Annotated in this window: 25 protein-coding genes and 1 tRNA gene; 18 read left to right on the forward strand and 8 right to left on the reverse strand. The window is 67.1% G+C overall.

Annotated elements, in window-relative coordinates; translation table 11 throughout:
* Nucleotides 1-207: 207 nt before the first annotated feature.
* Both AAHM44_RS18760 and AAHM44_RS18765 read left to right on the forward strand, forming a co-directional pair.
* On the forward strand, nucleotides 208-825 hold the full coding sequence (locus tag AAHM44_RS18760) for a YqiJ family protein (RefSeq protein WP_269574355.1): 618 nt from the start codon (nucleotides 208-210) through the stop codon (nucleotides 823-825).
* 37 nt (nucleotides 826-862) lie between these two features.
* Nucleotides 863-2,569, forward strand: a complete 1,707-nt coding sequence (locus AAHM44_RS18765) for a flotillin family protein (protein ID WP_342250931.1) — start codon at nucleotides 863-865, stop codon at nucleotides 2,567-2,569.
* A gap of 124 nt (nucleotides 2,570-2,693) precedes the next feature.
* Here the strand turns inward: AAHM44_RS18765 and AAHM44_RS18770 are convergent, their stop codons facing one another.
* Nucleotides 2,694-3,152: a hypothetical protein gene (locus tag AAHM44_RS18770; RefSeq protein ID WP_342250932.1), complete on the reverse strand. Its 459-nt coding sequence runs from the start codon at nucleotides 3,150-3,152 to the stop codon at nucleotides 2,694-2,696.
* 180 nt (nucleotides 3,153-3,332) lie between these two features.
* On the opposite strand from AAHM44_RS18770, the gene AAHM44_RS18775 reads away from it, so the two are divergent.
* From AAHM44_RS18775 to AAHM44_RS18790, 4 genes are all read left to right on the forward strand, one after another.
* Nucleotides 3,333-3,953, forward strand: coding sequence for a glutathione S-transferase family protein (locus tag AAHM44_RS18775; RefSeq protein ID WP_269574358.1), 621 nt, complete (start codon nucleotides 3,333-3,335; stop codon nucleotides 3,951-3,953).
* A gap of 127 nt (nucleotides 3,954-4,080) precedes the next feature.
* The gene (locus AAHM44_RS18780; protein ID WP_184170069.1) at nucleotides 4,081-4,959 is read left to right on the forward strand and encodes a UDP-2,3-diacylglucosamine diphosphatase; all 879 of its coding nucleotides are present in this window, start codon (nucleotides 4,081-4,083) and stop codon (nucleotides 4,957-4,959) included.
* Nucleotides 4,960-4,982: 23 nt separating this feature from the next.
* Entirely contained in the window at nucleotides 4,983-6,005 is a 1,023-nt protein-coding gene (locus AAHM44_RS18785; RefSeq protein WP_269574359.1) for a glycosyltransferase family 4 protein, read from the forward strand.
* Nucleotides 6,006-6,156: 151 nt separating this feature from the next.
* Complete coding sequence (locus AAHM44_RS18790) at nucleotides 6,157-6,849, forward strand: DUF1013 domain-containing protein (protein WP_269574360.1); 693 nt, start codon at nucleotides 6,157-6,159, stop codon at nucleotides 6,847-6,849.
* On the opposite strand, the gene AAHM44_RS18795 is transcribed toward AAHM44_RS18790, so the two are convergent.
* On the reverse strand, nucleotides 6,846-7,655 hold the full coding sequence (locus tag AAHM44_RS18795; RefSeq protein ID WP_342250933.1) for an arylamine N-acetyltransferase family protein: 810 nt from the start codon (nucleotides 7,653-7,655) through the stop codon (nucleotides 6,846-6,848). The two genes, AAHM44_RS18790 and AAHM44_RS18795, sit on opposite strands and share 4 nt — an antisense overlap.
* Nucleotides 7,656-7,790: 135 nt before the next feature.
* Between AAHM44_RS18795 and AAHM44_RS18800 the strand changes: the two genes are divergently transcribed.
* The 3 genes from AAHM44_RS18800 (at nucleotide 7,791) to AAHM44_RS18810 (ending at nucleotide 9,658) form a co-directional block, all read left to right on the forward strand.
* Nucleotides 7,791-8,636, forward strand: a complete 846-nt coding sequence (locus AAHM44_RS18800) for a dienelactone hydrolase family protein (RefSeq protein WP_342250934.1) — start codon at nucleotides 7,791-7,793, stop codon at nucleotides 8,634-8,636.
* A gap of 61 nt (nucleotides 8,637-8,697) precedes the next feature.
* A complete protein-coding gene (locus AAHM44_RS18805) occupies nucleotides 8,698-9,336 on the forward strand; it encodes a glutathione S-transferase family protein (protein ID WP_342250935.1) in 639 nt (212 codons plus the stop codon).
* Between the two features lie 79 nt (nucleotides 9,337-9,415).
* Nucleotides 9,416-9,658, forward strand: a complete 243-nt coding sequence (locus AAHM44_RS18810; protein ID WP_342250936.1) for a hypothetical protein — start codon at nucleotides 9,416-9,418, stop codon at nucleotides 9,656-9,658.
* Nucleotides 9,659-9,798: 140 nt separating this feature from the next.
* On the opposite strand, the gene AAHM44_RS18815 is transcribed toward AAHM44_RS18810, so the two are convergent.
* The 4 genes from AAHM44_RS18815 to AAHM44_RS18830 all read right to left on the reverse strand — a co-directional run bounded on the left by AAHM44_RS18815 (nucleotide 9,799) and on the right by AAHM44_RS18830 (nucleotide 12,493).
* On the reverse strand, nucleotides 9,799-9,987 hold the full coding sequence (locus AAHM44_RS18815) for a DUF1289 domain-containing protein (RefSeq protein ID WP_342250937.1): 189 nt from the start codon (nucleotides 9,985-9,987) through the stop codon (nucleotides 9,799-9,801).
* Nucleotides 9,984-10,502 carry a thioredoxin family protein gene (locus AAHM44_RS18820; RefSeq protein WP_342250938.1) on the reverse strand — a complete coding sequence of 173 codons (519 nt, stop codon included), beginning with the start codon at nucleotides 10,500-10,502 and terminating at the stop codon, nucleotides 9,984-9,986. The genes AAHM44_RS18815 and AAHM44_RS18820 overlap by 4 nt, the downstream gene beginning before the upstream one ends.
* Nucleotides 10,499-11,920 carry a DEAD/DEAH box helicase gene (locus AAHM44_RS18825; protein ID WP_342250939.1) on the reverse strand — a complete coding sequence of 474 codons (1,422 nt, stop codon included), beginning with the start codon at nucleotides 11,918-11,920 and terminating at the stop codon, nucleotides 10,499-10,501. The genes AAHM44_RS18820 and AAHM44_RS18825 overlap by 4 nt, the downstream gene beginning before the upstream one ends.
* A gap of 90 nt (nucleotides 11,921-12,010) precedes the next feature.
* A complete protein-coding gene (locus AAHM44_RS18830; RefSeq protein WP_269574368.1) occupies nucleotides 12,011-12,493 on the reverse strand; it encodes a hypothetical protein in 483 nt (160 codons plus the stop codon).
* Between the two features lie 74 nt (nucleotides 12,494-12,567).
* On the opposite strand from AAHM44_RS18830, the gene AAHM44_RS18835 reads away from it, so the two are divergent.
* The 4 genes from AAHM44_RS18835 (at nucleotide 12,568) to AAHM44_RS18850 (ending at nucleotide 15,796) form a co-directional block, all read left to right on the forward strand.
* Nucleotides 12,568-14,016 carry an FAD-binding oxidoreductase gene (locus AAHM44_RS18835; RefSeq protein WP_342250940.1) on the forward strand — a complete coding sequence of 483 codons (1,449 nt, stop codon included), beginning with the start codon at nucleotides 12,568-12,570 and terminating at the stop codon, nucleotides 14,014-14,016.
* Between the two features lie 52 nt (nucleotides 14,017-14,068).
* Nucleotides 14,069-14,851, forward strand: a complete 783-nt coding sequence (locus AAHM44_RS18840; RefSeq protein ID WP_269574370.1) for a SapC family protein — start codon at nucleotides 14,069-14,071, stop codon at nucleotides 14,849-14,851.
* Nucleotides 14,852-14,853: 2 nt separating this feature from the next.
* Complete coding sequence (locus AAHM44_RS18845) at nucleotides 14,854-15,399, forward strand: cytochrome b (protein WP_269574371.1); 546 nt, start codon at nucleotides 14,854-14,856, stop codon at nucleotides 15,397-15,399.
* A gap of 214 nt (nucleotides 15,400-15,613) precedes the next feature.
* Nucleotides 15,614-15,796, forward strand: a complete 183-nt coding sequence (locus tag AAHM44_RS18850; protein ID WP_269574372.1) for a hypothetical protein — start codon at nucleotides 15,614-15,616, stop codon at nucleotides 15,794-15,796.
* Nucleotides 15,797-15,799: 3 nt separating this feature from the next.
* Here AAHM44_RS18850 and AAHM44_RS18855 read toward each other — a convergent pair whose 3' ends face one another.
* The gene (locus tag AAHM44_RS18855) at nucleotides 15,800-16,642 is read right to left on the reverse strand and encodes an N-formylglutamate amidohydrolase (RefSeq protein ID WP_269574373.1); all 843 of its coding nucleotides are present in this window, start codon (nucleotides 16,640-16,642) and stop codon (nucleotides 15,800-15,802) included.
* Between the two features lie 116 nt (nucleotides 16,643-16,758).
* On the opposite strand from AAHM44_RS18855, the gene cpdR reads away from it, so the two are divergent.
* The 3 genes from cpdR (at nucleotide 16,759) to AAHM44_RS18870 (ending at nucleotide 18,192) form a co-directional block, all read left to right on the forward strand.
* Entirely contained in the window at nucleotides 16,759-17,133 is a 375-nt protein-coding gene (gene cpdR, locus AAHM44_RS18860; RefSeq protein WP_269574374.1) for a cell cycle two-component system response regulator CpdR, read from the forward strand.
* Between the two features lie 69 nt (nucleotides 17,134-17,202).
* A tRNA-Val gene (locus tag AAHM44_RS18865) sits at nucleotides 17,203-17,277 on the forward strand.
* Nucleotides 17,278-17,526: 249 nt separating this feature from the next.
* The gene (locus tag AAHM44_RS18870; protein ID WP_342250941.1) at nucleotides 17,527-18,192 is read left to right on the forward strand and encodes a class I SAM-dependent methyltransferase; all 666 of its coding nucleotides are present in this window, start codon (nucleotides 17,527-17,529) and stop codon (nucleotides 18,190-18,192) included.
* Here AAHM44_RS18870 and AAHM44_RS18875 read toward each other — a convergent pair.
* Nucleotides 18,189-19,493: a methyl-accepting chemotaxis protein gene (locus tag AAHM44_RS18875; RefSeq protein ID WP_342250942.1), complete on the reverse strand. Its 1,305-nt coding sequence runs from the start codon at nucleotides 19,491-19,493 to the stop codon at nucleotides 18,189-18,191. The genes AAHM44_RS18870 and AAHM44_RS18875 overlap by 4 nt on opposite strands.
* Nucleotides 19,494-19,652: 159 nt before the next feature.
* On the opposite strand from AAHM44_RS18875, the gene AAHM44_RS18880 reads away from it, so the two are divergent.
* Both AAHM44_RS18880 and AAHM44_RS18885 read left to right on the forward strand, forming a co-directional pair.
* Complete coding sequence (locus AAHM44_RS18880) at nucleotides 19,653-20,273, forward strand: ATP-binding cassette domain-containing protein (protein ID WP_269574389.1); 621 nt, start codon at nucleotides 19,653-19,655, stop codon at nucleotides 20,271-20,273.
* 104 nt (nucleotides 20,274-20,377) lie between these two features.
* Nucleotides 20,378-21,874 (forward strand): CoA-acylating methylmalonate-semialdehyde dehydrogenase, encoded by a 1,497-nt coding sequence (locus AAHM44_RS18885; protein WP_342250943.1) that lies wholly within the window; start codon nucleotides 20,378-20,380, stop codon nucleotides 21,872-21,874.
* The last annotated feature ends 59 nt before the right edge of the window (nucleotides 21,875-21,933 follow it).

The following is a 21,933-nucleotide window of genomic DNA, read 5'->3' on the forward strand; positions in this document are numbered from 1 at the left end:
CCCCCCCCCCCCCCCCCGGCCCCAAAAAAAAACCCCCGCCCCCCCCCCCCGCCCTTCTCTAACCCACCCCTAGCCCCTCCCTTGCAGGGAGGGGGACGCGCTGCGGCAAACCCAACTCTACACCCTAGCCCCCTGAAACGGTTCCGATTTCGCTAGGGAAACGAGTTTCCGGCAACTAGCATCCCCCTTCGAATCGGGGGATCCAGGGTGCTTGCGTTTCTTCTCGCGGAGGGGAATTTCGCGTTCGTCGTCGCGGTATTGCTGATGCTGCTCATCGGCCTGGTGCAGGTGATCGGCTTCGGCCACGACGTCGATTCCGACCTGCACGTCGAAGGCGACCTCCACTTCGATTTCCTTTCCTGGCTCGGCGTCGGGCGTCTGCCGCTGCTGATGCTGATCGTGGTCTTCCTGGCGATCTTCGGGATCGGCGGGCTGGCGCTGCAGCAGCTGCTGCGCGACTGGACCGGCGAGCCGCTCTCGACCGTCGCCGCGGTGCCGCTGGTCGGAATTGCCGCGCTGCCGGTCACGGGCCTTGCCGCGCGCCTGCTGGCGCCGATCCTGCCGCGCGACTTCACTACCGCCGTGCCGCTCGACGTGCTGGTCGGCACCAGCGCGCAGATCGTCACCGGCCGCGCCAGCACCGGTTCTCCGGCCCGCGCCCGCGCCGAGGACCATCACGGCCAGGTCCACTACATCATGGTCGAGCCCGACAATGCCGGCCAGGTCTTCGAGGAAGGCGAGCGCGTGCTGCTCGTCCGTCGCGAAGGCGAATGCTTCCGCGCGATTTCGCGCGGCGATTTCCACTTACCACGTCTGGATGGGTGACCCCATGAACGCGATCGTGCCCGCAGGAGCCACTTCGATGATTCCGTATCTGATCTATGCCGGCATCGCGCTGTTCGCGCTGCTGATCCTCGGCCTCACGCTGGCGCGGCTCTACAAGCGCGCCTCGAAGGAGATTGGCTTCGTCCGCACGGGCTTTGGCGGCGAGAAAGTGGTGATCAACGGCGGCGCGCTCGTCCTGCCGGTGTTCCATGAGACGATGCCGGTGAACATGAACACCGTGCGCCTCGCGGTGGAGCGCAAGAACATGGACGCGCTGATCACGCTCGACCGGCTGCGCATCGATGTGAAGGCGGAATTCTATGTCCGCGTGCGCCCCGATGCCCAGGCAATCGCGATCGCCGCGCAGACGCTGGGCATGCGCACGATGAACCCCGATGCGCTCAAGGAACTGGTCGAGGGCAAGTTCGTCGACGCGCTGCGCTCGGTCGCGGCGGGCATGACGATGGCGCAGCTCCACGAGCAGCGCGCCGATTTCGTGCAGAAGGTGCAGCAGGTCTCGTCGGTCGACCTCGCGATGAACGGCCTTGAGCTCGAATCGGTGTCGCTGACCGGGCTCGACCAGACCTCGATCGAGCATTTCAACGCCAACAACGCGTTCGACGCCGAGGGGCTGACCAAGCTCACCGAGCAGATCGAGCTGCGCAAGAAGGCGCGCAACGACATCGAGCAGGACACGCGCGTGCAGATCGAAACCAAGAATCTCGAGGCGGCGCGTCAGAGCTTCCTGATCAGCCGCGATACCGAGTTCGCCCGGCTGGAGCAGGAGCGCGAAGTCGAGATGCGCCGCGCCGTGCAGGCCGCCGAAGTCGCGCGCGAGCAGTCGCTGCGTCAGCAGGAATCCGACCAGGCACGGATCGAGGCCAAGAAGCTGGTCGATAGCCAGCAGATCGAGGCGGACCGCGCCGTGCAGCAGGCCAAGATCGCGCAGGACCAGGCGCTCGAGCTCGCCCGGCAGGAGCAGCAGATCGCGGTGCAGAACAAGAGCCGCGAGGAAAGCCAGGCCCGGGCCGAGGCGGACAAGGCGCGCGCCGAGGCGGTGGTCGCCGAGGAACGCGTCGGCACCGCCCGCGAGGCCGAAGTTGCCGAGCGCCAGAAGCGGATCGAGCTGATCGACGCCGCGCGTGAGGCCGAGCGCGCCGCGATCGGCATCAAGGTGCAGGCCGATGCCGAGAAGCAGGCCGCGTCCGATCGCGCCGAGGCGGCCCGCCTCCAGGCAGAGGGCGAGGCGGAAGCCGCCAAGCTCAAGGCCGAGGCGGACCGGGTGCGCTTCGAAGTGGAAGCCGCCGGCCAGCGCGCGATCAACGAGGCGGCGAACCTGCTCTCGTCCGAGACCATGTCGCTGCAGACCAAGCTGGCGCTGCTCAAGGTGCTGCCCGAAGTGATCCGCGAAGCCTCCAAGCCGCTGGAGGCGATCGATTCGATCAAGATCGTCCAGGTCGACGGCATCACCGGGCGTGGAGGTGCGGCCGGCGTCGCCGATGCGGGCGGGGAAGGCGATCGCAACCTCGCCAATTCGGCGGTCGCCGCGGCGCTGCGCTACCGCGCGCAGGCACCGGTGATCGACGGGCTGATGCGCGAGCTGGGCTTTGACGGCGGCACGCTTGACGGGCTGGTCGCGGGAGCGGCGGACCTGGGCACGAAGAACATCGTGGCGGCTTCGTCCGACGATGAGGACGACAAGCCGGCGCCCTCCGGCGGGCGAAAGGCGCGTTCGGGCGGGTAGATATTTCCGTCGTCTCCGGTGCGCGCGTTTGGGATCGGGCACCTTGGTGGAGGGGCTATGGAATTGGGACCGGCGATCTGGCTGTGGCACGGCCGGACGGTGCGCTGGCGCGCGGCGAACGGGCTTATCTGATCCCGGTGGCGCGATGCTGCACCGGCATCGCCGCCGGCGCGGCGAGCAGCCGGGCGACGACGGGGAAGACTTCGGCCTCTTCCCAGTCGACCCGCGCCTTGAGCGCGCGATACTGGCTGCGCACCGCCATGCGGAACTCGCGCGGGTCTTCCTTCACCCGGGCCATCGTCCACAGCCCGTAATGCTCGCTGGCGCTCTGGCGCAGCGTCATAAGCTCGTCGGTGAAGCGGCGGCCGAGCGCGCGGTGGGCGGGGTCGGCGCTGGCCTGGAGCGCCTGGGTGATCGTCGACAGCTTGCCGATGACATGGCGGCTGCCGGCTTGGCCGAGCGCGTGTCGCGCGGCGGCGATCTTGTCGAAGCTGGGTTCGATCGCGCCGGCGGCCTCCATCACGGCTTCGGTGAGGCGAAGCAGTTCGCGATGTTCCTGTCTGATGCTGTCCAGGCCGTGCACGCGGCGTCTCCATTGTCCCCATTTCGGTTTATAGAGGGCGGAGCGGGCCTAGGGGCCATTGCGTAGGCGTATTGCCCCGAGGGGCGTGCGCATCGATCAGCTGGGCTTATGATTGGGCGCGCGCAATTTGTTGGACCCGGGATGCGCGAGCGCTCGAAAGGGGCTGGGCAAAGGGAGGGAATGATGGCCGCGCTGGTGCTTCACGAATATGCCGCCTCGGGCAATTGCTACAAGATCCGGCTGACCGCCGCGCATCTCGGGCTGAAGCTGGAGCGGCGCGAGTACGACATCATGCAGGGCGAGACGCGGACGCCCGAGTTCCTCGCGCGGGTCAACGCCAATGGCCGGATCCCGACGCTGCAGGTCGGCGAGGATTTCCTGCCCGAGAGCAATGCAGCCTGCTTCTACCTGGCCGATGGCAGCGACCTGATCCCGCACGACCGGTTCGAGCGGGCGGACATGCTGCGCTGGCTGTTCTGGGAGCAATATAACCACGAGCCCAATGTCGCGACCTTGCGCTTCTGGGCGAAATGGGTGGGCTTCGACCAGCTGAGCGCGGTCCAGCAGGCGAATCTGCCGGGCAAGCAGGCGGCGGGCGAGGCGGCGCTGGCGCTGATGGACGAGCATCTCGAGACGCGCGACTGGTTCGTGATCGACCGGCTGACGCTCGCCGACATCGCGCTCTATGCCTATACCCATGTCGCGGAGGATGGCGGGTTCAGCCTGCAGGCCTATCCGAATGTGCGCGCCTGGATCGACCGGGTCGCTGCCCATCCGCGGCATATTCCGATAACCGCCTGATTCGACGAGCGGAAGCGGCCCATTATGCATAGTTCTATGACATCCGCGTGAAGTCGAAACGATTCGAAATGTAATATTCCGCGGCCATTTACCCGGTCCAGGCAAGGGCATTTGCAGGGCTGGTTAAATGGCCACGATCACGAGGCTTCCGTTCGACACACAGCATCTCGCGGACTTCCACGCTTCGACTCCGTCGATCCCCGAAAAGGCGGTCACCGAGCGCAAGCGCTACCGCACGGTCTGGATCAGCGACGTCCATCTCGGCACGCGCGGCTGCAATGCCGAGATGCTCATCGACTTCCTCGATCATGTCGATTGCGACGTGATGTACCTCGTCGGCGACATCCTCGACGGCTGGGCGCTCAAGAAGCGCTTCTACTGGCCCGATTCGCACAACGACATCGTCTGGCGCTTCCTGAAGCGCGCCAAGCGCGGCACCGAGATCGTCTATATCCCGGGCAACCATGACGAGATGTTCCGCCAGTTCTCGGGCCTGAACTTCGGCGGCGTGCATATCCGCCGCCAGGCGATCCACACCACCGCCGACGGCCGCCGCCTGCTCGTGCTGCACGGCGACGAGTTCGACGCGATCACCATGTCGCACCGCTGGCTCGCGCATCTGGGCGATGCCGCCTACGAGATGATGATGGGCCTCAACCGGCTGGTGAACCGCGTCCGCCGCATGCTCGACATGCCCTATTGGTCGCTGAGCAAATACGCCAAGGCCAAGGTGAAGAACGCAGTCGAGTTCATTTCCAAGTTCGAAGAGATCGTCGCGCACGAAGCCGGTGCGCGGGGAGTCGACGGCGTGATCGCCGGACATATCCACACGGCCGAGATGCGCGACATCGAAGGCATCGCCTATTACAATGACGGCGATTGGGTGGAGGGTTGCACCGCGCTCGTGGAGCATTACGACGGTACGATGGAAATTCTCCATTGGGCCGAAGAGATGGCGAAGCGCGAAAGCGAACTAGCGTCCGGGGTCAGACTGGCGGCTGCGTGACGGCGGCAACGGAGGTCGGACCCGTGCGGATAGCCATAGTGACAGACGCTTGGGAGCCCCAGGTGAACGGAGTCGTGCGCACGCTGCAATCGGTGCGCGCGGTGCTGGAAAAGCAGGGCCACAAGGTCATCGTGATCTCGCCCGATCTCTTCTATTCGCTGCCGTGCCCGACCTATCCGGAGATCCGGCTGGCGCTCGCCCGGGTCGCCAGCGTCGGGGCGATGCTGGAGGAATTCAATCCGACGGCGATCCACCTGGCGACCGAAGGGCCGCTCTGCGTTGCCGCGCGGCGCTGGTGCATCCGCCACGACATGCCGTTCACTACGGCGTACCACACCCAGTTCCCGGACTATGTCTCGGCGCGCTCCGGCGTGCCGGCCGAATGGATCTGGCGCTACATCAAGTGGTTCCACGCGCCGAGCCAGGCGATCCTGGCCTCCACCCCCTCGATCCGCCAGTCGCTGATCGACCATGGCCTGTCCCATGTGAAGCATTGGGGCCGCGGCGTGGACCTGGCGAACTTCCACCCGGGCATCGCGCCGCATCCGGCGATGCAGGGGCTGGAAGGGCCGGTGCAGCTCTATGTCGGCCGGGTCGCGATCGAGAAGAATATAGAGGCCTTCCTGAAGACCTCGCATCCGGGCACCAAGGTCGTGGTGGGCGACGGCCCGGCCCGCGCCTCGCTTCAGGCACGCTTTCCGGAAGCGAAGTTCCTGGGCCCGATGTTCGGCCCCGAGCTCGCATCCGCCTATGCCGCCGCCGACGTCTTCGTCTTCCCGAGCAAGACCGACACGTTCGGGCTGGTGATGATCGAGGCGCTGGCCTGCGGCGTGCCGGTCGCGGGCTATCCGGTCACCGGGCCCATCGATGTGCTGACGCCGGAGACCGGCGCGATGGACGCCGACCTGACCAAGGCGATCGGCATCGCGCTGACCCGGGATCGCGCGGCCTGCGCCGCCTATGGCCGGACCTTCACCTGGGAAGCCAGCGCGCGCCAGTTCCTCAATGCGCTGCATCCGATGCATGGGGAGCGGGCGGCGGCCTGAGCACGCAATAATCGTCATCCGGGGGCAATTATGGGCGTACTGCCTGCGCAGCCCGCCCCCTTTTTCTTGCTCTTCGCGACTTCTCGCATTAAGTCGGGCCCGTGACAGGCCACCCGTGAAGGGTGGCCCTTTCTATTTCTGGAGACGAAAAGTGGCCCAGCCGCTGATGCCGCATGCGACCGCTTCCTGGCTGGTCGACAACACTTCGCTCTCGTTCGATCAGATCGCGGAGTTCTGCGGCCTGCACATCCTCGAGGTCCAGGCGATCGCCGATGATACCGCCGCGACCAAGCTCACCGGCCGCGATCCGGTCCGTGCGCACGAGCTGACGATGGACGAGATCGAGAAGGGCCAGAAGGACCCGAACTACGTCCTCAAGATGCTCAAGGGCCCCGAGCAGGTCCGCCGCACCAAGGGCCCGCGCTACACCCCGGTGTCGAAGCGCCAGGACAAGCCGGACGGCATCGCCTGGATCCTGCGCAACCATCCGGAGATCTCGGACGGCGCAATCGGCAAGCTGATCGGCACCACCCGCACCACCATCGCCGCGATTCGCGACCGCAGCCATTGGAACATCGCCAATATCGTGCCGAAGGACCCGGTGACGCTGGGTCTCACTTCGCAGCGCGAGCTTGACGCGCTGGTCGCCAAGGCCGCCAAGGCCGCCGGCATCGAGGCACAGGTCGATACTCGCCTCGAGGGCGACCGCGAAGCGCTGATCGAGCAGCTCCGTGCCGAGCGCACCGCCGCGGCCCGCGAAGCCGAAGGCCATGGCGACGACGCGCCGGCCGCGCCGATCGAGCACACCGCCGAGACGCTGTTCCGCACCAACAACAGCAACTAAGCGTCCGGGAACAGGGCGGCGTGGCGGGCGCAGATCGCGTCCCATAGCCCCGCCGCCTCCGGCACCGCCAAACCGAAGCGCTGGTCGAGCCGCTCGACCAGCGCTTCTGCGTTCTGGAGGGTCTCGCTCGTCTCGCCCTCGGGGCCGCGCGTGATGAGGACGCGCCCGCGCAATATGCTGTGGGTGTCGCCGCGGCGCTGCTGGACCACGAGGTTCTGGACGAAGGGCGATTGCGGCGCGACCTGCAGCTCGGCGCAGCGCTGGGCGAACAGCGCCTCGTCGGCGGGCGCGTCGCTGAAATCGTAGCTGAACGGATCGCCCTCGCCATAGCGCTCCTCGAAGCGCCACCAGCCATCCACTTCGCGCAGCGCCACCGCATAGGGCGCGAATTGCGCGTTTCCTGCTTCGAAGGGCAGGGGTGCCGCCTGGCTGCCGCCGAAGCCGACATCGACCAGCCATAGCCGGCCTTCCAGCCTGACCAGCAGCGCGAGATGGTTGCCCAGTGACATCTCGCCGATCACGTGCCGCATCACGCCGGCGGAGATGCGGCGGACGTCATAGCCCAGCGCCTCCAGGACGCGGCCGAACAGCCCGTTCTGCTCGAAGCACCAGCCGCCGCGCCGGCGCGTCACCAGCTTGTCGAAGATCGCGTCCGGATCGATCGAGATGGGCGTGCCGAGCTGCACGTCGAGATTCTCGAACGGGAAGGCAGCGAGATGGGCCTGCATCAGCTGGGTGAGCGTGATGCGGTCCGGCGTGGTCGGCTGCGGCTGGCCGGTGCGCGCTAAATAGGCCTGAAGATCCATGTGCTGCCTCCCCCTTGCAGGCAGAGAGCATGGCAGCGGGCGGGGTGCGCTGTCGAGCCTCGGCAGGACGGGGCGGGGCGTGTAGCCTCGCGTCCGCGACTCGGGACGGCCGGGCGCGCATCCTGGAGGGATCCCATGTGTGACGACCTGACCGCCGCCGACAACGCCGACTTCCTGATGACCCGGCGCGAATTCGGCGCGGGCGCGGCTGCGGCCGGAGTGGTCGCGCTGTTGCCGGTTCCCGCCGACGCGGCGGAGATCAAGGGCCGCGACGTTACCATCGTCACGCCGGACGGCAGCTGCGATGCCTATTTCGTCGCACCGGCCAAGGGCAAGCATCCCGCGGTGATCGTGTGGCCGGACATTTTCGGCCTGCGCCCGGCCTTCCGCCAGATGGCCGACCGGCTCGCGCAGTCGGGCTATGCGGTGCTGACGGTCAACCAGTTCTACCGCTCGACCAAGACGCCGTTCGTCACGTCCGGTCAGGGCTTCGACGATGCACTCAAGGCCAAGGTGGGGCCGTGGCGCGCGCTGCTCACCAATGAGGCGGCTCAGCGCGATGCGGCGGCGTTCATCGCCTGGGTCGATGGCCAGAAGGAAGTCGACAGGAAGCGCGGCATCGGTACCACCGGCTATTGCATGGGCGGGCCGCTGGTGATGCTCACCGCGGCCGTGTCGCCCCCCCGGGTGCGCGGCGCGGCGACCTTCCATGGCGGCGGGCTCGCGGCGGACGGGCTGCTCGCGCTCGTCCCGACGATGAAGGCGCGCTTCCTGATCGCCATTGCCGAGAATGACGACGGCCGCGCGCCCGGCGACAAGGACAAGCTGCGCGCCGCGTTCGCCGCCGCGAAGCTCCCCGCCGAGATCGAGGTCTACAAGGGCACGATGCACGGCTGGTGCCCGCCGGACAGCCAGGTCTACAACGCCGCCGAGGCCAATCGCGCCTGGGACCGGTTGCTGGCGACCTTCGTCACGCTCTGAGGCGGTTTGACGGCCGGTCAATGTGAGTTCACGTTATGTTCTGACGATTCGGAGGCAGGCCATGGCAGACGAACTGATCTTCTACACCCATCCCCAGTCGCGCGGGCGGATTGCCCGCTGGGCGCTGGAAGAGGCGGGTGCCGCCTATGAAACACAGGTCGTCGAATATGGCACGACGATGAAGGGCGAGGACTATCTCGGCATCAACCCGATGGGAAAGGTGCCGGCGATCGTCCACAAGGGCCGGGTCGTCACCGAATGCGCGGCGATCTGCGCCTATCTGGCCGAGGCGTTCCCCGAGGCAGGGCTGGCGCCCACGGCGGAGGAGCGGGCGGACTATTATCGCTGGCTGTTCTTCGCGGCAGGCCCGGTCGAGCAGGCGGTGACCAACAACTTCGCCAAGTTCGAGCCATCGGCCGATCAGGGCCGGATGTTCGGCTATGGCAATTACGACCTGGCCGTCGATGTGCTGGAGAAGGCGGTGTCGGCGCATCCCTATATCGCCGGTGATCGCTTCACCGCGGCGGACATCTATGTTGGCTCGGCGGTGGGCTGGGGCACGATGTTCGGCACGCTGCCGAAGCGCGATGCCTTTCTGGACTATTTCGGTCGGCTGAGCAGCCGGGAAGCGTATCAGCGCGCCAGCGCCAAGGACGATGCGCTGGTGGCGGAACTGGAAGCGGCCAAGGCGCCGGCCTGACTGTTCTCTCCGGCGCGTGCAGCATGTGACGCGCCGGAGGCATGCGTTCACAAACTGACGGAAAATGGGGGAGGGCGGAGTGGACCACTCGGCAGCCTATGATGCTGGCCGCCTGGCCGGAACCGTTATCGGGTACCTTCTGGTATATGGCGGAATGATCGCGCTGGGGGTGTTCTTCGGCAAGCGATTGGCAAGGAAGCGCGATGTCGGCTTCGTGCGCTGGCCGCTTAACCTGGCGCTCGTGCTGGTCCTGCTGCTGATCGCGGGCCAGTGCGCCAATCGCAACCAGGCGCAAGGCGTGGCGAGCAGCGTGGAGGCTTAGTTCCTTCAGTTCCCCGGCAAAGGCCGGGGCCCAGTTGCAATGTCGTTCGAGAGGCTTCGGCACCGTCGATAGCGCGCTCAACCCGGGCACCGGCCTTCGCCGGGAACGGCGAACTAGTGGGATTCAGGTTTTGATGCGGCCTAGCGCTCAAGCTTTTCCATCCGGGCCGGCAGCTCGGCCATCACCGCGTCGCGGTCGGCCTGGTCGGTCGAGCCCCAGCGCGCGATCTCGTCGATCGTGCGGCCGCAGCCGAGGCACCAGCCGGTGGCACCGTCCATCGTGCAGAGCCCGATGCAGGGGCTCTCGATGATCGGGACATATTCGATCATCGCGTCCAGCGCGCCAGCCAGTCGGCCATTTGCTGGGGCTGCAGGAGGCGCGCATCCCCCAGGCCGAGAATGTCGTCGCGGTTGCGCAGGCGGCCGGTGCGCGGGTCGACCACCAGGATCGCGGGAACGGCCTCGAGCGAGGCAGCGCCGAAGCGGCGGGGCATGTCGAGATTGCGGTCGAACTCGCCGATATCGACCTGGACCAGCTCGAAATGGCTGGCGATCCAGCTGCGCATGTCGGGCAATTCGAGCACGCCGGCCAGAACCCGGCAATCAACGCACCAGTTGGCGCCGAAATCGATGAGCAGCGGTTTGCCGGACTTCTTCGCGCGAGCGAGCGCAGCGTCCACGTCCCTCCCGGCATCGCGCGATGGATCATAAGGCGCGGGCAGGGGCAGCGGTAGCTGGGCGAGCGTGCGCGCCTTGAGCCGGGGCGCTGCCACCATTTGCGAAAGGGCAGTGCCGGGCAGCGCCAGCGCGGTCAGCGCGAGCAGCAGCCCGGCGCGGCGAATCATTCGGCGGCGAGCGTGTAGTTCAGGAAGTCCGGGATCGGGCCGTTCCAGCCATCGTCCGGACCATCGTCGCGCTCGTCGCGGCGGCGGTCGCGCCCACGATCGCGGCGGGGCTGCTCGTCGCGGCTTTCACGGCGGAATTCCTCGCGGCGCGGCTCTTCCCGGCGGGGCTCGTCGCGACGCGTTTCCTCGCGCTTCGGCTCGGCCTTCTTGCCGCGCGCGGGCTTCTTCTCGTCCTCGGCCTTGCGGCGGCGGCCGCGCGGCGCTTCCTCGCGCACCTCGTCGCCCTCGGCGGCGGCAGCCGGGTTCTTCAGCCGCACGCGCTCGATCTTGTGGCCGGTGAGCTTCTCGATATTGGCGATGTTCTCGGCATCGTCCGGCGCGACCAGCGTATAGGCTGTGCCGGTGGCGCCGCCGCGGCCGGTGCGGCCGATGCGGTGGACATAATCGTCCGGATGCCAGGGCGCGTCGAAGTTGAAGACGTGGCTGACGCCCTTGATGTCGAGCCCGCGCGCCGCGACGTCGGAGGCGACGAGGATGTTCACGTCACCCTTCTTGAACCGGTCGAGCTCGGCAAGGCGCTGCGGCTGTTCCATGTCGCCATGGATCTCGGCCGAGCGGAAGCGGTGGCGCTGCAGGCTCTTGTTGAGCTCGCGCACCGTGGTCTTGCGGTTGCAGAAGATGATCGCGGTCTGGACGTTGTCCGCCTCGAGCAGCTGGCGCAGCGTCTCGCGCTTCTTCATCGAGGTGGTCTCGACGATGCGCTGGGTGATGTTGGTGTTGGTGGTCGCCGGACGGGCGACCTCGATCCGCTTGGGATCGTTCAGGAACTTGTCCGCCAGCTTCTTGATGACCGGCGGCATCGTTGCCGAGAAGAGCAGGGTCTGGCGCTGCTTGGGCAGCTTGGTGCAGATTTCCTCGATATCGGGGATGAACCCCATGTCGAGCATCCGGTCGGCCTCGTCGATCACCAGCAGGCTGCAGCCGGTGAGCAGGATCTTGCCGCGGCCGAACAGGTCCATCAGCCGGCCCGGCGTGGCGATGAGGACGTCGACGCCCTTTTCCAGCGCCTTCACCTGGTCGCCCATCTGCACGCCGCCGATCAGCAGGGCCATGGAGAGCTTGTGGTGGGTGCCGTACTTCTCGAAATTCTCGGCGACCTGGGCAGCGAGCTCGCGCGTCGGCTCGAGGATGAGCGAGCGCGGCATCAGCGCGCGGGTGCGCCCTTCGCCGAGGATGTCGATCATCGGCAGCACGAATGCGGCGGTTTTGCCCGTGCCCGTCTGGGCGATGCCGACAAGGTCCTTGCCCATCAGCACGCTTGGAATGGCCTGGCGCTGAATGGGCGTGGGCTCGGTATAGCCCGCGTCAGTCACTGCGCGCAGAAGTTCGTCAGAAAGGCCGAGATCGGCAAAGCTCATGCAATTTTCCGGAAAATCGGCGTGGCTGACCCACGCGCGAAGCCTTCACGCGCTTGCGGATTTGGTGAGGAAAGTCAAGCGCTGAGGCGCTTAACGTGCCAATTCCAGCGTCTTGAAGGCCTCTACGTCGCAGGAGCGGCCCGCGCGGGTGCGGATCGAATCGCGGCCGGCGCAGATCTTCTGGTCCTTGTTCGTCTTCACATAGAAGCCGTTGTAGAAGCCGAGCGCCGGGCAATTGCGGCCCAGTTTGGCACGCAGCAGCGAGCCGTCGCGCAGCACCAGATCGACGCTTTCCTGCGTGTTGACGCCGGCGAAGCCTGCAATGTCCTGGACCTTTACGCAGTCCTTGGTCTTTTTCTCGATCACGCGCGGGGCGCGGCGCACCACGATGGTGGCGCTGCTGGTGATGGTGACGCGCGGCACCTGGATCGTCACCCGTTGCTGCTGTTGCTGCTGCTGGTCCTGCTGGAACGCCACCCGCACCGCATCCCAGTCGGGCGCGCCTGCAGGCGCCGCTGCGGGAGCGGCGACGACGAGCAGCAGGCTGGAGGCGACGGAAAACGGATTCGGCATTTCGTGTTTGTTATGTACGACCCAGGTTTGAACAGTGGATGAACTGCCGGCCATCGTGCTAGCCCAAAAATGCCATGACACCAGCGCAGCAGCAGCTCGTCGATACCGTTTTGGAGCGCTTTGGCGCCAAGGCGGTCACCACGGACGCCCAGGAAATCGCGCCCTGGGAATCGGACTGGCGCGGCCGCTATCACGGCAGTGCACCGGCTCTGCTCTCGCCGGGATCGACCGCGGAAGTGGCGGAAATCATCCGGCTTGCCGGCGAACTCGGCGTGAAGATCGTGCCCCAGGGCGGCAATACCGGCATGGTCGGCGGCGCGACCCCGTCCGAGGACGGATCGGCGCTGCTGCTCTCTACCCGCCGGATGAACACGATCCGCTCGATCGATCCGGTAGGCAATGTCGCGGTGGTCGAGGCTGGGGTGATCCTGGCCAACTTCCACAATGCCGCGTTGGAACAGGGGCGCCGCTTCCCGCTGACGCTGGGCGCCAAGGGCAGCGCCACGATCGGCGGGCTGGTCTCCACCAATGCCGGCGGCACCCAGGTCCTGCGCTTCGGCAACATGCGACACCTGGTCGCGGGGCTGGAGGCAGTGCTGCCCGATGGCTCTATCTATGAGGGGCTGACGCCGCTCAAGAAGGACAATCGCGGCTATGACCTCACCCAGCTGCTGATCGGGGCGGAGGGGACGATCGGCATCGTCACCGCCGCGACGCTGCAGCTCCATCCGGCGATTCTCGAGCGCGCGGCCGCGTGGGTAGGTGTCGCGAGCCCGGAGGATGCGCTCCGGATGCTGCGTCTGATGGAGGCACGGACCAACACGATCGAAAGCTTCGAGATCATCCCCGGCGAGATCCTGCGGCATGTCCTGGATCATATTCCGGGCACCCGCTCGCCGCTCGCCGGTGAACATGCCTGGCACGTGCTGATCGAATCGGTCGCCACCGAAGCCGGTGCGGAACCTCCCGCCGCGCTGCTTGGGCAGCTGCTCGAGCCGGTATTCGAGAGCGGGCTTGCCGAGGACGCGGTGATCTCGTCGAGCGAGGCGCAGGTCGAGGCTTTCTGGCACATCCGCGATTCGATCTCCGAGGCCGAGCGGGCACTCGGCCCGGCGATGCAGCACGACATCTCGGTGCCGGTCGACAAGATGCCGCGCTTCATGATCGAGGCTGCGGAGGCGGCCGAGCGCCGCTTTCCCGGCGTGACCGCTACCGGCTTCGGGCATCTGGGCGACGGCAATGTCCATTTCCACGTCCGTGCGCCCGCCGGCGTCGATCGCGACAGCTGGTATGCGGGCGACGGCAAGGCGGTGAGCCGCTTCGTCTATGACATGGTGGTGGCCGAAGGCGGATCGATCTCGGCCGAGCATGGCATCGGCCAGATGAAGCGTGACGAACTGGTGCGTTTGAGCCCGCCGCAGCGCATCGCGGCACTAAAGGCGATCAAAATGGCACTGGATCCCCGCGGAATCCTCAATCCGGGCAAGCTGGTGGTGCTTGCGCCCGAGGCTGACAACCCATAGACCCGCCAATCGGGATTCCAGATACCAGCATTTTGTTCCCAGGAGATTTAGGATGGCTTCCGCCCCGCAGCAGTCGCTGCCTCTGTTTTACAATGACCTGCAGCCGCTTTCGAGCCAGCAGCACGCCGATTTCAAGATTCGCTCGGCCGACAAGGCGCCGTTCCTTGCGAAGCAGCACGCGGTTCCCGTCACCGTCGAGGAATTCCCGCTGGTGCAGCGTTTCATGCCGATCGTCTTCTCGCAGGGCGAAGAGCCGGTGCCGCTTGCACTGATGGGCCTGAACGAAGGCATCAATACCTTCTTCGACGAAGATGGTTCGCTCAACGAGCCGAACTTCTACGTCCCGGCCTATATCCGCCGCTATCCGTATCTGCTGGCGCGCCTGCGCCCGGACAGCGACGAGCTGTCGCTCTGCTTCGACCCGACCACGGACACCGTGGGTGCGTTCGAGGAAGGCGAGGCGCTGTTCGTCGACGGCGAACCGAGCGAGACCACCAAGAACATCCTTCAGTTCAACGAGCAGTTCGAGCAGGCCGGCGCCCGCACCGGCCAGTTCATGAAGGAGCTCAAGGAACTCGACCTGCTGATCGACGGTGAAGTCACCATCCAGCCGGACGGCGCGGCTCAGCCCTTCGTCTATCGCGGCTTCATGATGATCGACGAGAACAAGCTCAACGAGCTGCGCGGCGACCAGCTGCGCAAGATCGTGCAGAACGGCATGCTGCCGCTCATCTACGCCCACCTCTTCTCGCTGGGCCTGATGCGCGACATCTTCGGCCGCCAGCTGCGCCAGGGCAAGATGCCCGAGCCGCAGCTCGTGCAGCCGACCGCCTGAGAATGATCGAGCGCGGCGATCGATACAGCCGGGGGGCGATCGCCTTCCACTGGTCGATTGCCGCGCTCATCCTCGTCAACCTGATCATCGGCCTGTTCCACGACGCGATGCCGCGGGCGTGGGGCGTGATGCCGCTGCACAAGTCGCTCGGCATGGCCGTGCTGGCGCTCACGCTGGGCCGGATCGCCTGGCGATTCACCCACAAGCCGCCGCATCTGCCCGAGCTGTTGCCCGCCTGGGAAAAGGCGACGGCGCACATTGTCCACTTCATCCTCTATGCGCTGATGCTGATCCTGCCGATCAGCGGCTGGCTGCTTTCCTCCAATCCGGAGAAGCCGCGCCCGGTGAACTGGTTCGGCCTGTTCGAGATTCCGGTGCTGCCGGCAACGCCCGCCGTGGCGCACAATGCGCACGAGGCGCATGAGCTGCTCGGCTATCTGATGGCGGCGCTGGTGGTGATCCACATCGCCGCGGCGCTGCGGCACCATTTCCTGCTCCGCGACCAGGTGCTCGCGCGCATGCTGCCCGGGATCCGCCGAAACGGTTGATCTTTCTGCGAGAACGTTCGCCCGCAGCCCCTTGAACTAATCGACCCCCCAATTATATTTGGTCTTGTACGGCGTCGTGTCCCCCCTTTCGCGAAGCCGTACGGCACGCCCTCGGGCGTGTCTCCTCCCTGAACCTTGGCCACCTCGTGGGTAACCACGAGGTGGTTTTTTATGTGCCGTTGCCCCGGCCCTCGACGCGCGGCAGACTGGTCGCATGGGCAAGCGATCCGGGGTTCCGCACCGTGACGACGAACTGGCGGCGCTCAGCCTTGCTGCGCTGGAGGCCGAACTCGCGCGTGCGCACAGCCGGCTGGCGATTGTCGAGGGAGCGAAGGCTGCCAAGCAGTGGCACAAGCGCATCCACTGGCTTGAAGCGGAGATCGCGCGCCGCGATTGAGCGTTATTCCGCCGCGATCGCGCCCGGCAGCGCCTCGTCGGCAACCGCATCGATGATGTCGCGCAGCAGCCGCACCACAGCTTCGAGCCCCGGCCCTGGCTGGTCGAGCATCGAATCGAGATAGAGCGACCGGTCGAACTCCAGCTGGATCGCGTGGATGCCGCGTCGCGGATTGCCGTGGCGCTCAAGGATATGCCCGCCCGAATAGGGGGTGTTGGCCGCGGTCCGCACGCCATGCGCCCGCGCCACGCCCTCGATCCGGCCGAGGAAGCGTGCCGCGGCCGACTTGCCGAAGCGATCGCCTGGCACCAGCCGGGCCGCGATGCCCGGGGCACCGAGCGAGGGCATCGAATGCACATCAAGCAGCACCGCCACGCCGAAACGGACGCGCGCCGCGGTCAGTGCCGCTTCGATGGCGGCGTGCCAGGGGCGGTGATCGGCATGTATCCGCTGCTGCACCTCGTCGGCGGTCAGGCGGCGCTGCCAGATGTCGCCCGCGCTGCCCGCCCGGCGCGGCACCAGCCCCAGCCCGGAGCGGATCTTGGCGGAAAGCGGCGCGCCGTGCGGCCAGGCGCCGTCGTCCAGCCGGGGGTCGCGCTCATGCTCGGCGCGGTTGAGATCGATCCAGGCACGGGCACGGGTGGCGACGAACAGCGTCTCGTCGCGGCGGGCGGCAAGGGCGATCGCATCGGCATGGCGATCCTCCAGCGCGCGCAGCGCAACGAGCGGGACGCGGATCGCGCCGCGCAGCGCCTCGGGATAGTCGCGTCCGGCATGCGGCACCGACAGGATCACCGGGCTCAGCGGCTCGGCGGGGCCATGGCGGACGAAGGTCGCTTCAGTCACGACGCCATGACTATGCGCGCCTTGGCCTCGCCGCAATGCCGTGGGATAGGATAAGGGCGCAAAATCTTAAGGGCTTTCGGTATAGGAGGAGCCCTGTTGATTTCGAGTGGGGAAACATGATCCGAATTCTGCTGGCCGAGGATGACCGCGTGATGCGGGAATACCTTACCCGGGCGCTCGAGCGCTCGGGATATGCGGTCAGTGCGGTCGATCGCGGCACGGCGGCGATGCCGCTGCTCGAGTCCGAGCGTTTCGACCTGCTGCTCACCGACATCGTGATGCCCGAGATGGACGGGATCGAACTGGCCCAGAAGGCGAGCGAGATCGCGCCGGACATGCGGGTCATGTTCATCACCGGCTTTGCGGCGGTCACGCTCAAGGCCGGCAAGCAGGTGCCGCAGGCCAAGGTCCTCTCCAAGCCCTTCCATCTGCGCGACCTCGTTCTCGAGGTCGATCGGTTGTTCGAAGCGGAGAATGCCGGATTTAATTGAATTAGGGTGCTTGCGCGGTTCGAAAAGTCCCGCTAGAGGCCCGCTTCCCGTTTCGGCCGACAGGCCAATGGGCGCGTAGCTCAGTGGTAGAGCACTGTGTTGACATCGCAGGGGTCGCAAGTTCAATCCTTGCCGCGCCCACCATATAGAAGAGCCGCCAGGTCAATGACTTGGCGGCTTTTTCTTTGTCCGCGCTGGCGCCGCGTGCCGCTTTGGCGCATCCTCGCCCCATGCAGAAAACCTTTTCCGAGTCTGGCTATGACTGGGCGAGTGGACGCGGCGCGCTGTGGCGGGACAAGCTGGACGGGATGGAGGCGCTGCTGGCGCCCATCGACGTGCCGTTCGTCGAAGCGCTGGCTCTCGATGCGCCTTGCCGGATCGGCGAGATCGCCTGTGGCGGGGGCGGCACCACCCGCGCCATTGCCGGCCGCCGCGCCGGCAGGCAGCGAGATCACCGGCTTCGACATTTCACCGGATCTGGTCGCCGCCGCCACGGCTCGTGCGGGCGACGTCGCGCGCTTCGTCGAGGCCGATGTTTCGCGATACCGGCCCGATAGCCCGTTCGAACGGCTCGCCTCGCGCTTCGGCGTGATGTTCTTCGAGGACCCCGCTGCCGCCTTCGCCAATCTGCGTCACTGGCTCGCGCCCGGCGGGCAGCTTGCCTTTGCCGTGTGGGGCCCGGCCGCCGAGGTCGGCTTCATGGCGCAGCTCCGCGGGACGATCGCCTCCGTGATGGACGTGGCGGCGAGCGATCCCGATGCGCCGGGTCCCTGTCGCTATGGCGATCCCGCGAAGCTGATCGCGCTGCTCGAAGGGGCGGGGTTCCGCGATGCCGCGAGTCGCACCGTGCATTGCTCGCTGCCGGTGCCGGGTGACACCCCCGCTGCCGCTGCGGCCTTCCTGCTCGCATCCTCGTCGATGGCCGCGCCGCTGGCGGATGCGCCCGAAGAGGTGCGCGAACGGGCGCATGCCCGCCTGACCGAGGTCTGTGCGAGGCATCTGGAGGACGGTCGGGTCCGCATGCCAGCCCGTGTCGAGATCGTCACCGCCAGGGGCTAGGCAACGCGCAGCTCCGCGAGGAAGGCATGGACCTGGCCCGACAGCGCATCGGCGCCGTCATGCAGCCGAACCGCCACTTCGCGCATCGCCCGGGCCTGGCTCGAGGCGTCGAGCGAGGTGCCGCCGATCGCCTCGATATCGCGCTGGATGCCGGTGCTGGCATGCACGGCTTCATCCACGTTGCGGGCGATCGTCCGTGTCGCTTCTTCCTGCCGGGCGACTGCGCCCTCCACGGCATCGGCCAGGGTAGCCATCGCGCCGATCGCCTGCTCGACCCGCTCATGGCCCGCGGCGACTTCGTCGATCCCGCCGCGAATCTCGCGGACATGGGCAGTGATCCGGTCCGCCGCGATGCCGGTCTGAGTGGAGAGCTGCTTCACTTCATTGGCGACCACGGTGAAGCCGCGCCCCGACTCGCCCGCACGCGCCGCCTCGATCGTGGCGTTGAGCGCGAGCAGGTTCACCTGCCGGGCGATGTCGCTGATCAGCCCGATCACCGAATCGATCGACTGAGCGGAGTGGAGCAGGTCGCGGGTACGCGCACTGCCGGTCTCGACCAGCTGGGAGACCGCGGAGGCCGCGAGGCGCGCGTCGCTGGTATTGTGGGCGATGCCGGCAAGTGCGCCGGCCAGGTCGCGGCCGCGCGCGGCGATCTCGGCCATGTTGTCGCTGGTCTGCGAGGCGGCGGTCGCGACGGCGACGGCACGGTCGCCGACTCCACTGGCCCGGTCGGCGGTAGCGAGCGCGCCCTGCTCGAGTTCGGTCGAGAGCGTGCCCATGTCGCGCGACAGGGCCTCGACCTGTGCCTCGAAGCGCCTGCTCGCCGCTTCGATCCGCGCGGCGCGCTCGACCTGTGCCCGCGCTACCGCGACTTCGCGTTCCGCGGCGAGATGGACGAGGCGGCGGTTGTTCACCGTCGCCTGCACCCGGCCGTTCCGGACCAGGATCATGCCTTCGCTGCCGCCGGACGCGCGATAGCTCTCCATCAGCCGGCCCATGTCGTCGCTCATTTCGGCGACCGGGCAGGCGCGGACATAACGCGATACCGCAGCGCCGTAGGACGGGTTCCGCATCAGCGCGTGGCCGAAGGGATTGAGCAGCAGCCGCCGCACGTCCTTCTCGAAGATCGCGCCGAGCGGGCGCTCCTGCGCGTCGACGATCGCGACGAGGCGCAGCTCGGGGTCGCCGCCGAACAGTTCGGCGGCCCGCCACATCGTGTCGGTCAGCGTGAGCAATGGCGGGTTGAGCTCGCGCTCGGTGAGCCAGGTGCCGCGGGGCGCAGGGGGATCGGCAAGAGACATTGGCTGCCGGATAGGAGGCACTTGGTAAATGCCCACTTAGCCTAGCGTTACAGTACCGAGACAATGCGCATTTTTTCGCGGGTTACGGGCGATTTCTTGCGAAAAATCGTGGGCGTGGCTGTAACCATGGCGTCATCCGCCGCTGGCTAGGGGGAGGCCATGAAGTTCAGCATCGAAAATCTGGCGCTCAGCCACGGTGACCAGCGCGTGATCGACGGCGTCGAGGCAGTGCTTGAGCCCGGCCGGGTGACAGTGGTGCTGGGCGGCGCGGGCGCCGGCAAGGCGCTGCTGCTGCGCGCGCTCGCCGGACGAGTCGATCTCGATGCCGGCCAGATCCGGCTGGGCGGGCGGCTGATCGGACGCTTCACCAAGGGCGAGCGCGCCGCGGCGTTCATGTTGCTGGGAGAGGGCCGGCGCGGACTGTTCGGCAGGGGCCCCGTCGATCTCGCCGATGCGATCGGAGCAAGGCCGAGCTGGCTGTTTGCCGCGGATCCGCTGAGCATGCTCGACCCGGTTACCCAGTTCGCCCGGATCGGCCAGCTGCGAGCTGCCGCGCAGCAGGGGATGGGCGTGGTGGTGACGCTCGCCGATCCCGTGCTCGCTGCCCGACTCGCCGATGACGTGCTGCTGCTCGGCCAGGGGCGCATGCTTGGTTTCGGACCGGCGCGCGAAGTGCTGGAGCACCGGAATCTGCGCCAGGCATTCGGGATCGAGGTGATGGTGATTGGCGATGCCAATGGCCGGCTCCTCCCCGTGCCGATCGGCTTCGCCACCCAGTGAGGCGCCCCATCGAGCGGCGCGTGACAGCGACTGTTTCTTGTGCCACTGCGTAATTAAATTACACAGTGAGTCGGGCCGCAAGAGCCCGAAGCAGGAGAAATATGGTGCGTAACATCGACCATGTCATCGTCGGCCATAACGGCGGCGCGGGTGCCCGGACCGGCGAGGTGTTCAACCCGAATACCGGCCAGGTACAGGCGCAGGTCCAGCTCGGCGGCCAGGCCGATCTCGACAAGGCGATCGCCGCCGCCCAGGCCGCCCAGCCCGGCTGGGCCGCGACCAACCCGCAGCGCCGCGCCCGCGTGATGTTCGCCTTCAAGGCGCTGGTCGAGAAGAACATGGACGAGCTGGCGCACCTGCTCAGCTCCGAGCATGGCAAGGTGATCGCCGATGCCAAGGGCGATATCCAGCGCGGCCTGGAGGTGATCGAGTTCGCCTGCGGCATCCCGCATGTCCTCAAGGGCGAGTACACTCAGGGCGCGGGCCCCGGCATCGACGTCTATTCGATGCGCCAGCCGCTCGGCATCGGCGCGGGAATCACCCCGTTCAACTTCCCGGCGATGATCCCGATGTGGATGTTCGGCGTCGCCATCGCCTGCGGCAATGCCTTCATCCTCAAGCCCTCCGAGCGCGATCCCAGCGTGCCGGTTCGCCTTGCCGAGCTGATGCTTGAAGCGGGCGCGCCCGAGGGCATCCTCCAGGTCGTGCACGGCGACAAGGAAATGGTCGACGCGATCCTCGACCATCTGGCGATCTCGGCGGTGAGCTTCGTCGGCTCGTCGGACATCGCCCATTATGTCTATCGCCGCGGCGTCGAGGCCGGGAAGCGCGTCCAGGCGATGGGCGGCGCGAAGAACCACGGCATCGTCATGCCCGATGCCGATCTCGACCAGGTCGTCGCCGATCTCTCCGGCGCCGCCTTCGGCTCGGCCGGCGAGCGCTGCATGGCACTGCCGGTGGTCGTCCCGGTCGGCGACAAGACCGCCGATGCGCTGCGCGAGAAGCTGATCCCGGCGATCGAGGCGCTGCGTGTTGGTGTCAGCACCGATGCCGAGGCGCATTACGGCCCGGTCGTGAATGCCGCGCACAAGCAGCGCGTGGAGAACTGGATCCAGACCGGCGTCGATGAAGGCGCCGAGCTCGTCGTCGATGGCCGCGGCTTCCAGCTCCAGGGCCATGAACAGGGCTTCTTCATCGGCCCGAGCCTGTTCGACCGCGTCACGCCGGACATGCAGGCGTACAAGGAAGAGATTTTCGGACCCGTGCTCCAGATCGTCCGCGCACCGGACTTCGAGACCGCGCTCAGGCTGCCGAGCGATCACCAGTACGGCAACGGCGTCGCCATCTTCACGCGCAACGGCCACGCGGCCCGCGAGTTCGCCGCGCGCGTCAATGTCGGCATGGTCGGCATCAACGTGCCGATCCCGGTACCGGTCGCCTATCACACCTTTGGCGGCTGGAAGCGCTCGGCCTTCGGCGACACCAACCAGCACGGCATGGAAGGCGTGAAGTTCTGGACCAAGGTGAAGACGATCACCCAGCGCTGGCCCGATGGCGGCGGTACGGGCGACAGCGCCTTCATCATCCCGACGATGGGCTGATCGGCCGCGCCGATCCGGGACGCAGGCCGTGCCCTTGTGGCGCGACAGGCGGGTGCCGG

The sequence above is a fragment of the Sphingomonas sp. OTU376 genome (assembly GCF_038440415.1).
GTDB lineage: Bacteria > Pseudomonadota > Alphaproteobacteria > Sphingomonadales > Sphingomonadaceae > Sphingomonas > Sphingomonas kyeonggiensis_A.

What these genes read in the sequence shown, in the direction of transcription:
- AAHM44_RS18765 (WP_342250931.1), top strand. Translation starts at nt 863, where the DNA reads ATGATTCCGTATCTGATCTATGCCGGCATCGCGCTGTTCGCGCTGCTG.
- AAHM44_RS18775 (WP_269574358.1), top strand. Translation starts at nt 3,333, where the DNA reads ATGATGGCCGCGCTGGTGCTTCACGAATATGCCGCCTCGGGCAATTGC.
- AAHM44_RS18780 (WP_184170069.1), top strand. Translation starts at nt 4,081, where the DNA reads ATGGCCACGATCACGAGGCTTCCGTTCGACACACAGCATCTCGCGGAC.
- AAHM44_RS18795 (WP_342250933.1), bottom strand. Translation starts at nt 7,655, where the DNA reads ATGGATCTTCAGGCCTATTTAGCGCGCACCGGCCAGCCGCAGCCGACC.
- AAHM44_RS18800 (WP_342250934.1), top strand. Translation starts at nt 7,791, where the DNA reads ATGTGTGACGACCTGACCGCCGCCGACAACGCCGACTTCCTGATGACC.
- AAHM44_RS18805 (WP_342250935.1), top strand. Translation starts at nt 8,698, where the DNA reads ATGGCAGACGAACTGATCTTCTACACCCATCCCCAGTCGCGCGGGCGG.
- AAHM44_RS18815 (WP_342250937.1), bottom strand. Translation starts at nt 9,987, where the DNA reads ATGATCGAATATGTCCCGATCATCGAGAGCCCCTGCATCGGGCTCTGC.
- AAHM44_RS18820 (WP_342250938.1), bottom strand. Translation starts at nt 10,502, where the DNA reads ATGATTCGCCGCGCCGGGCTGCTGCTCGCGCTGACCGCGCTGGCGCTG.
- AAHM44_RS18825 (WP_342250939.1), bottom strand. Translation starts at nt 11,920, where the DNA reads ATGAGCTTTGCCGATCTCGGCCTTTCTGACGAACTTCTGCGCGCAGTG.
- AAHM44_RS18830 (WP_269574368.1), bottom strand. Translation starts at nt 12,493, where the DNA reads ATGCCGAATCCGTTTTCCGTCGCCTCCAGCCTGCTGCTCGTCGTCGCC.
- AAHM44_RS18835 (WP_342250940.1), top strand. Translation starts at nt 12,568, where the DNA reads ATGACACCAGCGCAGCAGCAGCTCGTCGATACCGTTTTGGAGCGCTTT.
- AAHM44_RS18840 (WP_269574370.1), top strand. Translation starts at nt 14,069, where the DNA reads ATGGCTTCCGCCCCGCAGCAGTCGCTGCCTCTGTTTTACAATGACCTG.
- AAHM44_RS18845 (WP_269574371.1), top strand. Translation starts at nt 14,854, where the DNA reads ATGATCGAGCGCGGCGATCGATACAGCCGGGGGGCGATCGCCTTCCAC.
- AAHM44_RS18850 (WP_269574372.1), top strand. Translation starts at nt 15,614, where the DNA reads ATGGGCAAGCGATCCGGGGTTCCGCACCGTGACGACGAACTGGCGGCG.
- cpdR (WP_269574374.1), top strand. Translation starts at nt 16,759, where the DNA reads ATGATCCGAATTCTGCTGGCCGAGGATGACCGCGTGATGCGGGAATAC.
- AAHM44_RS18875 (WP_342250942.1), bottom strand. Translation starts at nt 19,493, where the DNA reads ATGTCTCTTGCCGATCCCCCTGCGCCCCGCGGCACCTGGCTCACCGAG.
- AAHM44_RS18880 (WP_269574389.1), top strand. Translation starts at nt 19,653, where the DNA reads ATGAAGTTCAGCATCGAAAATCTGGCGCTCAGCCACGGTGACCAGCGC.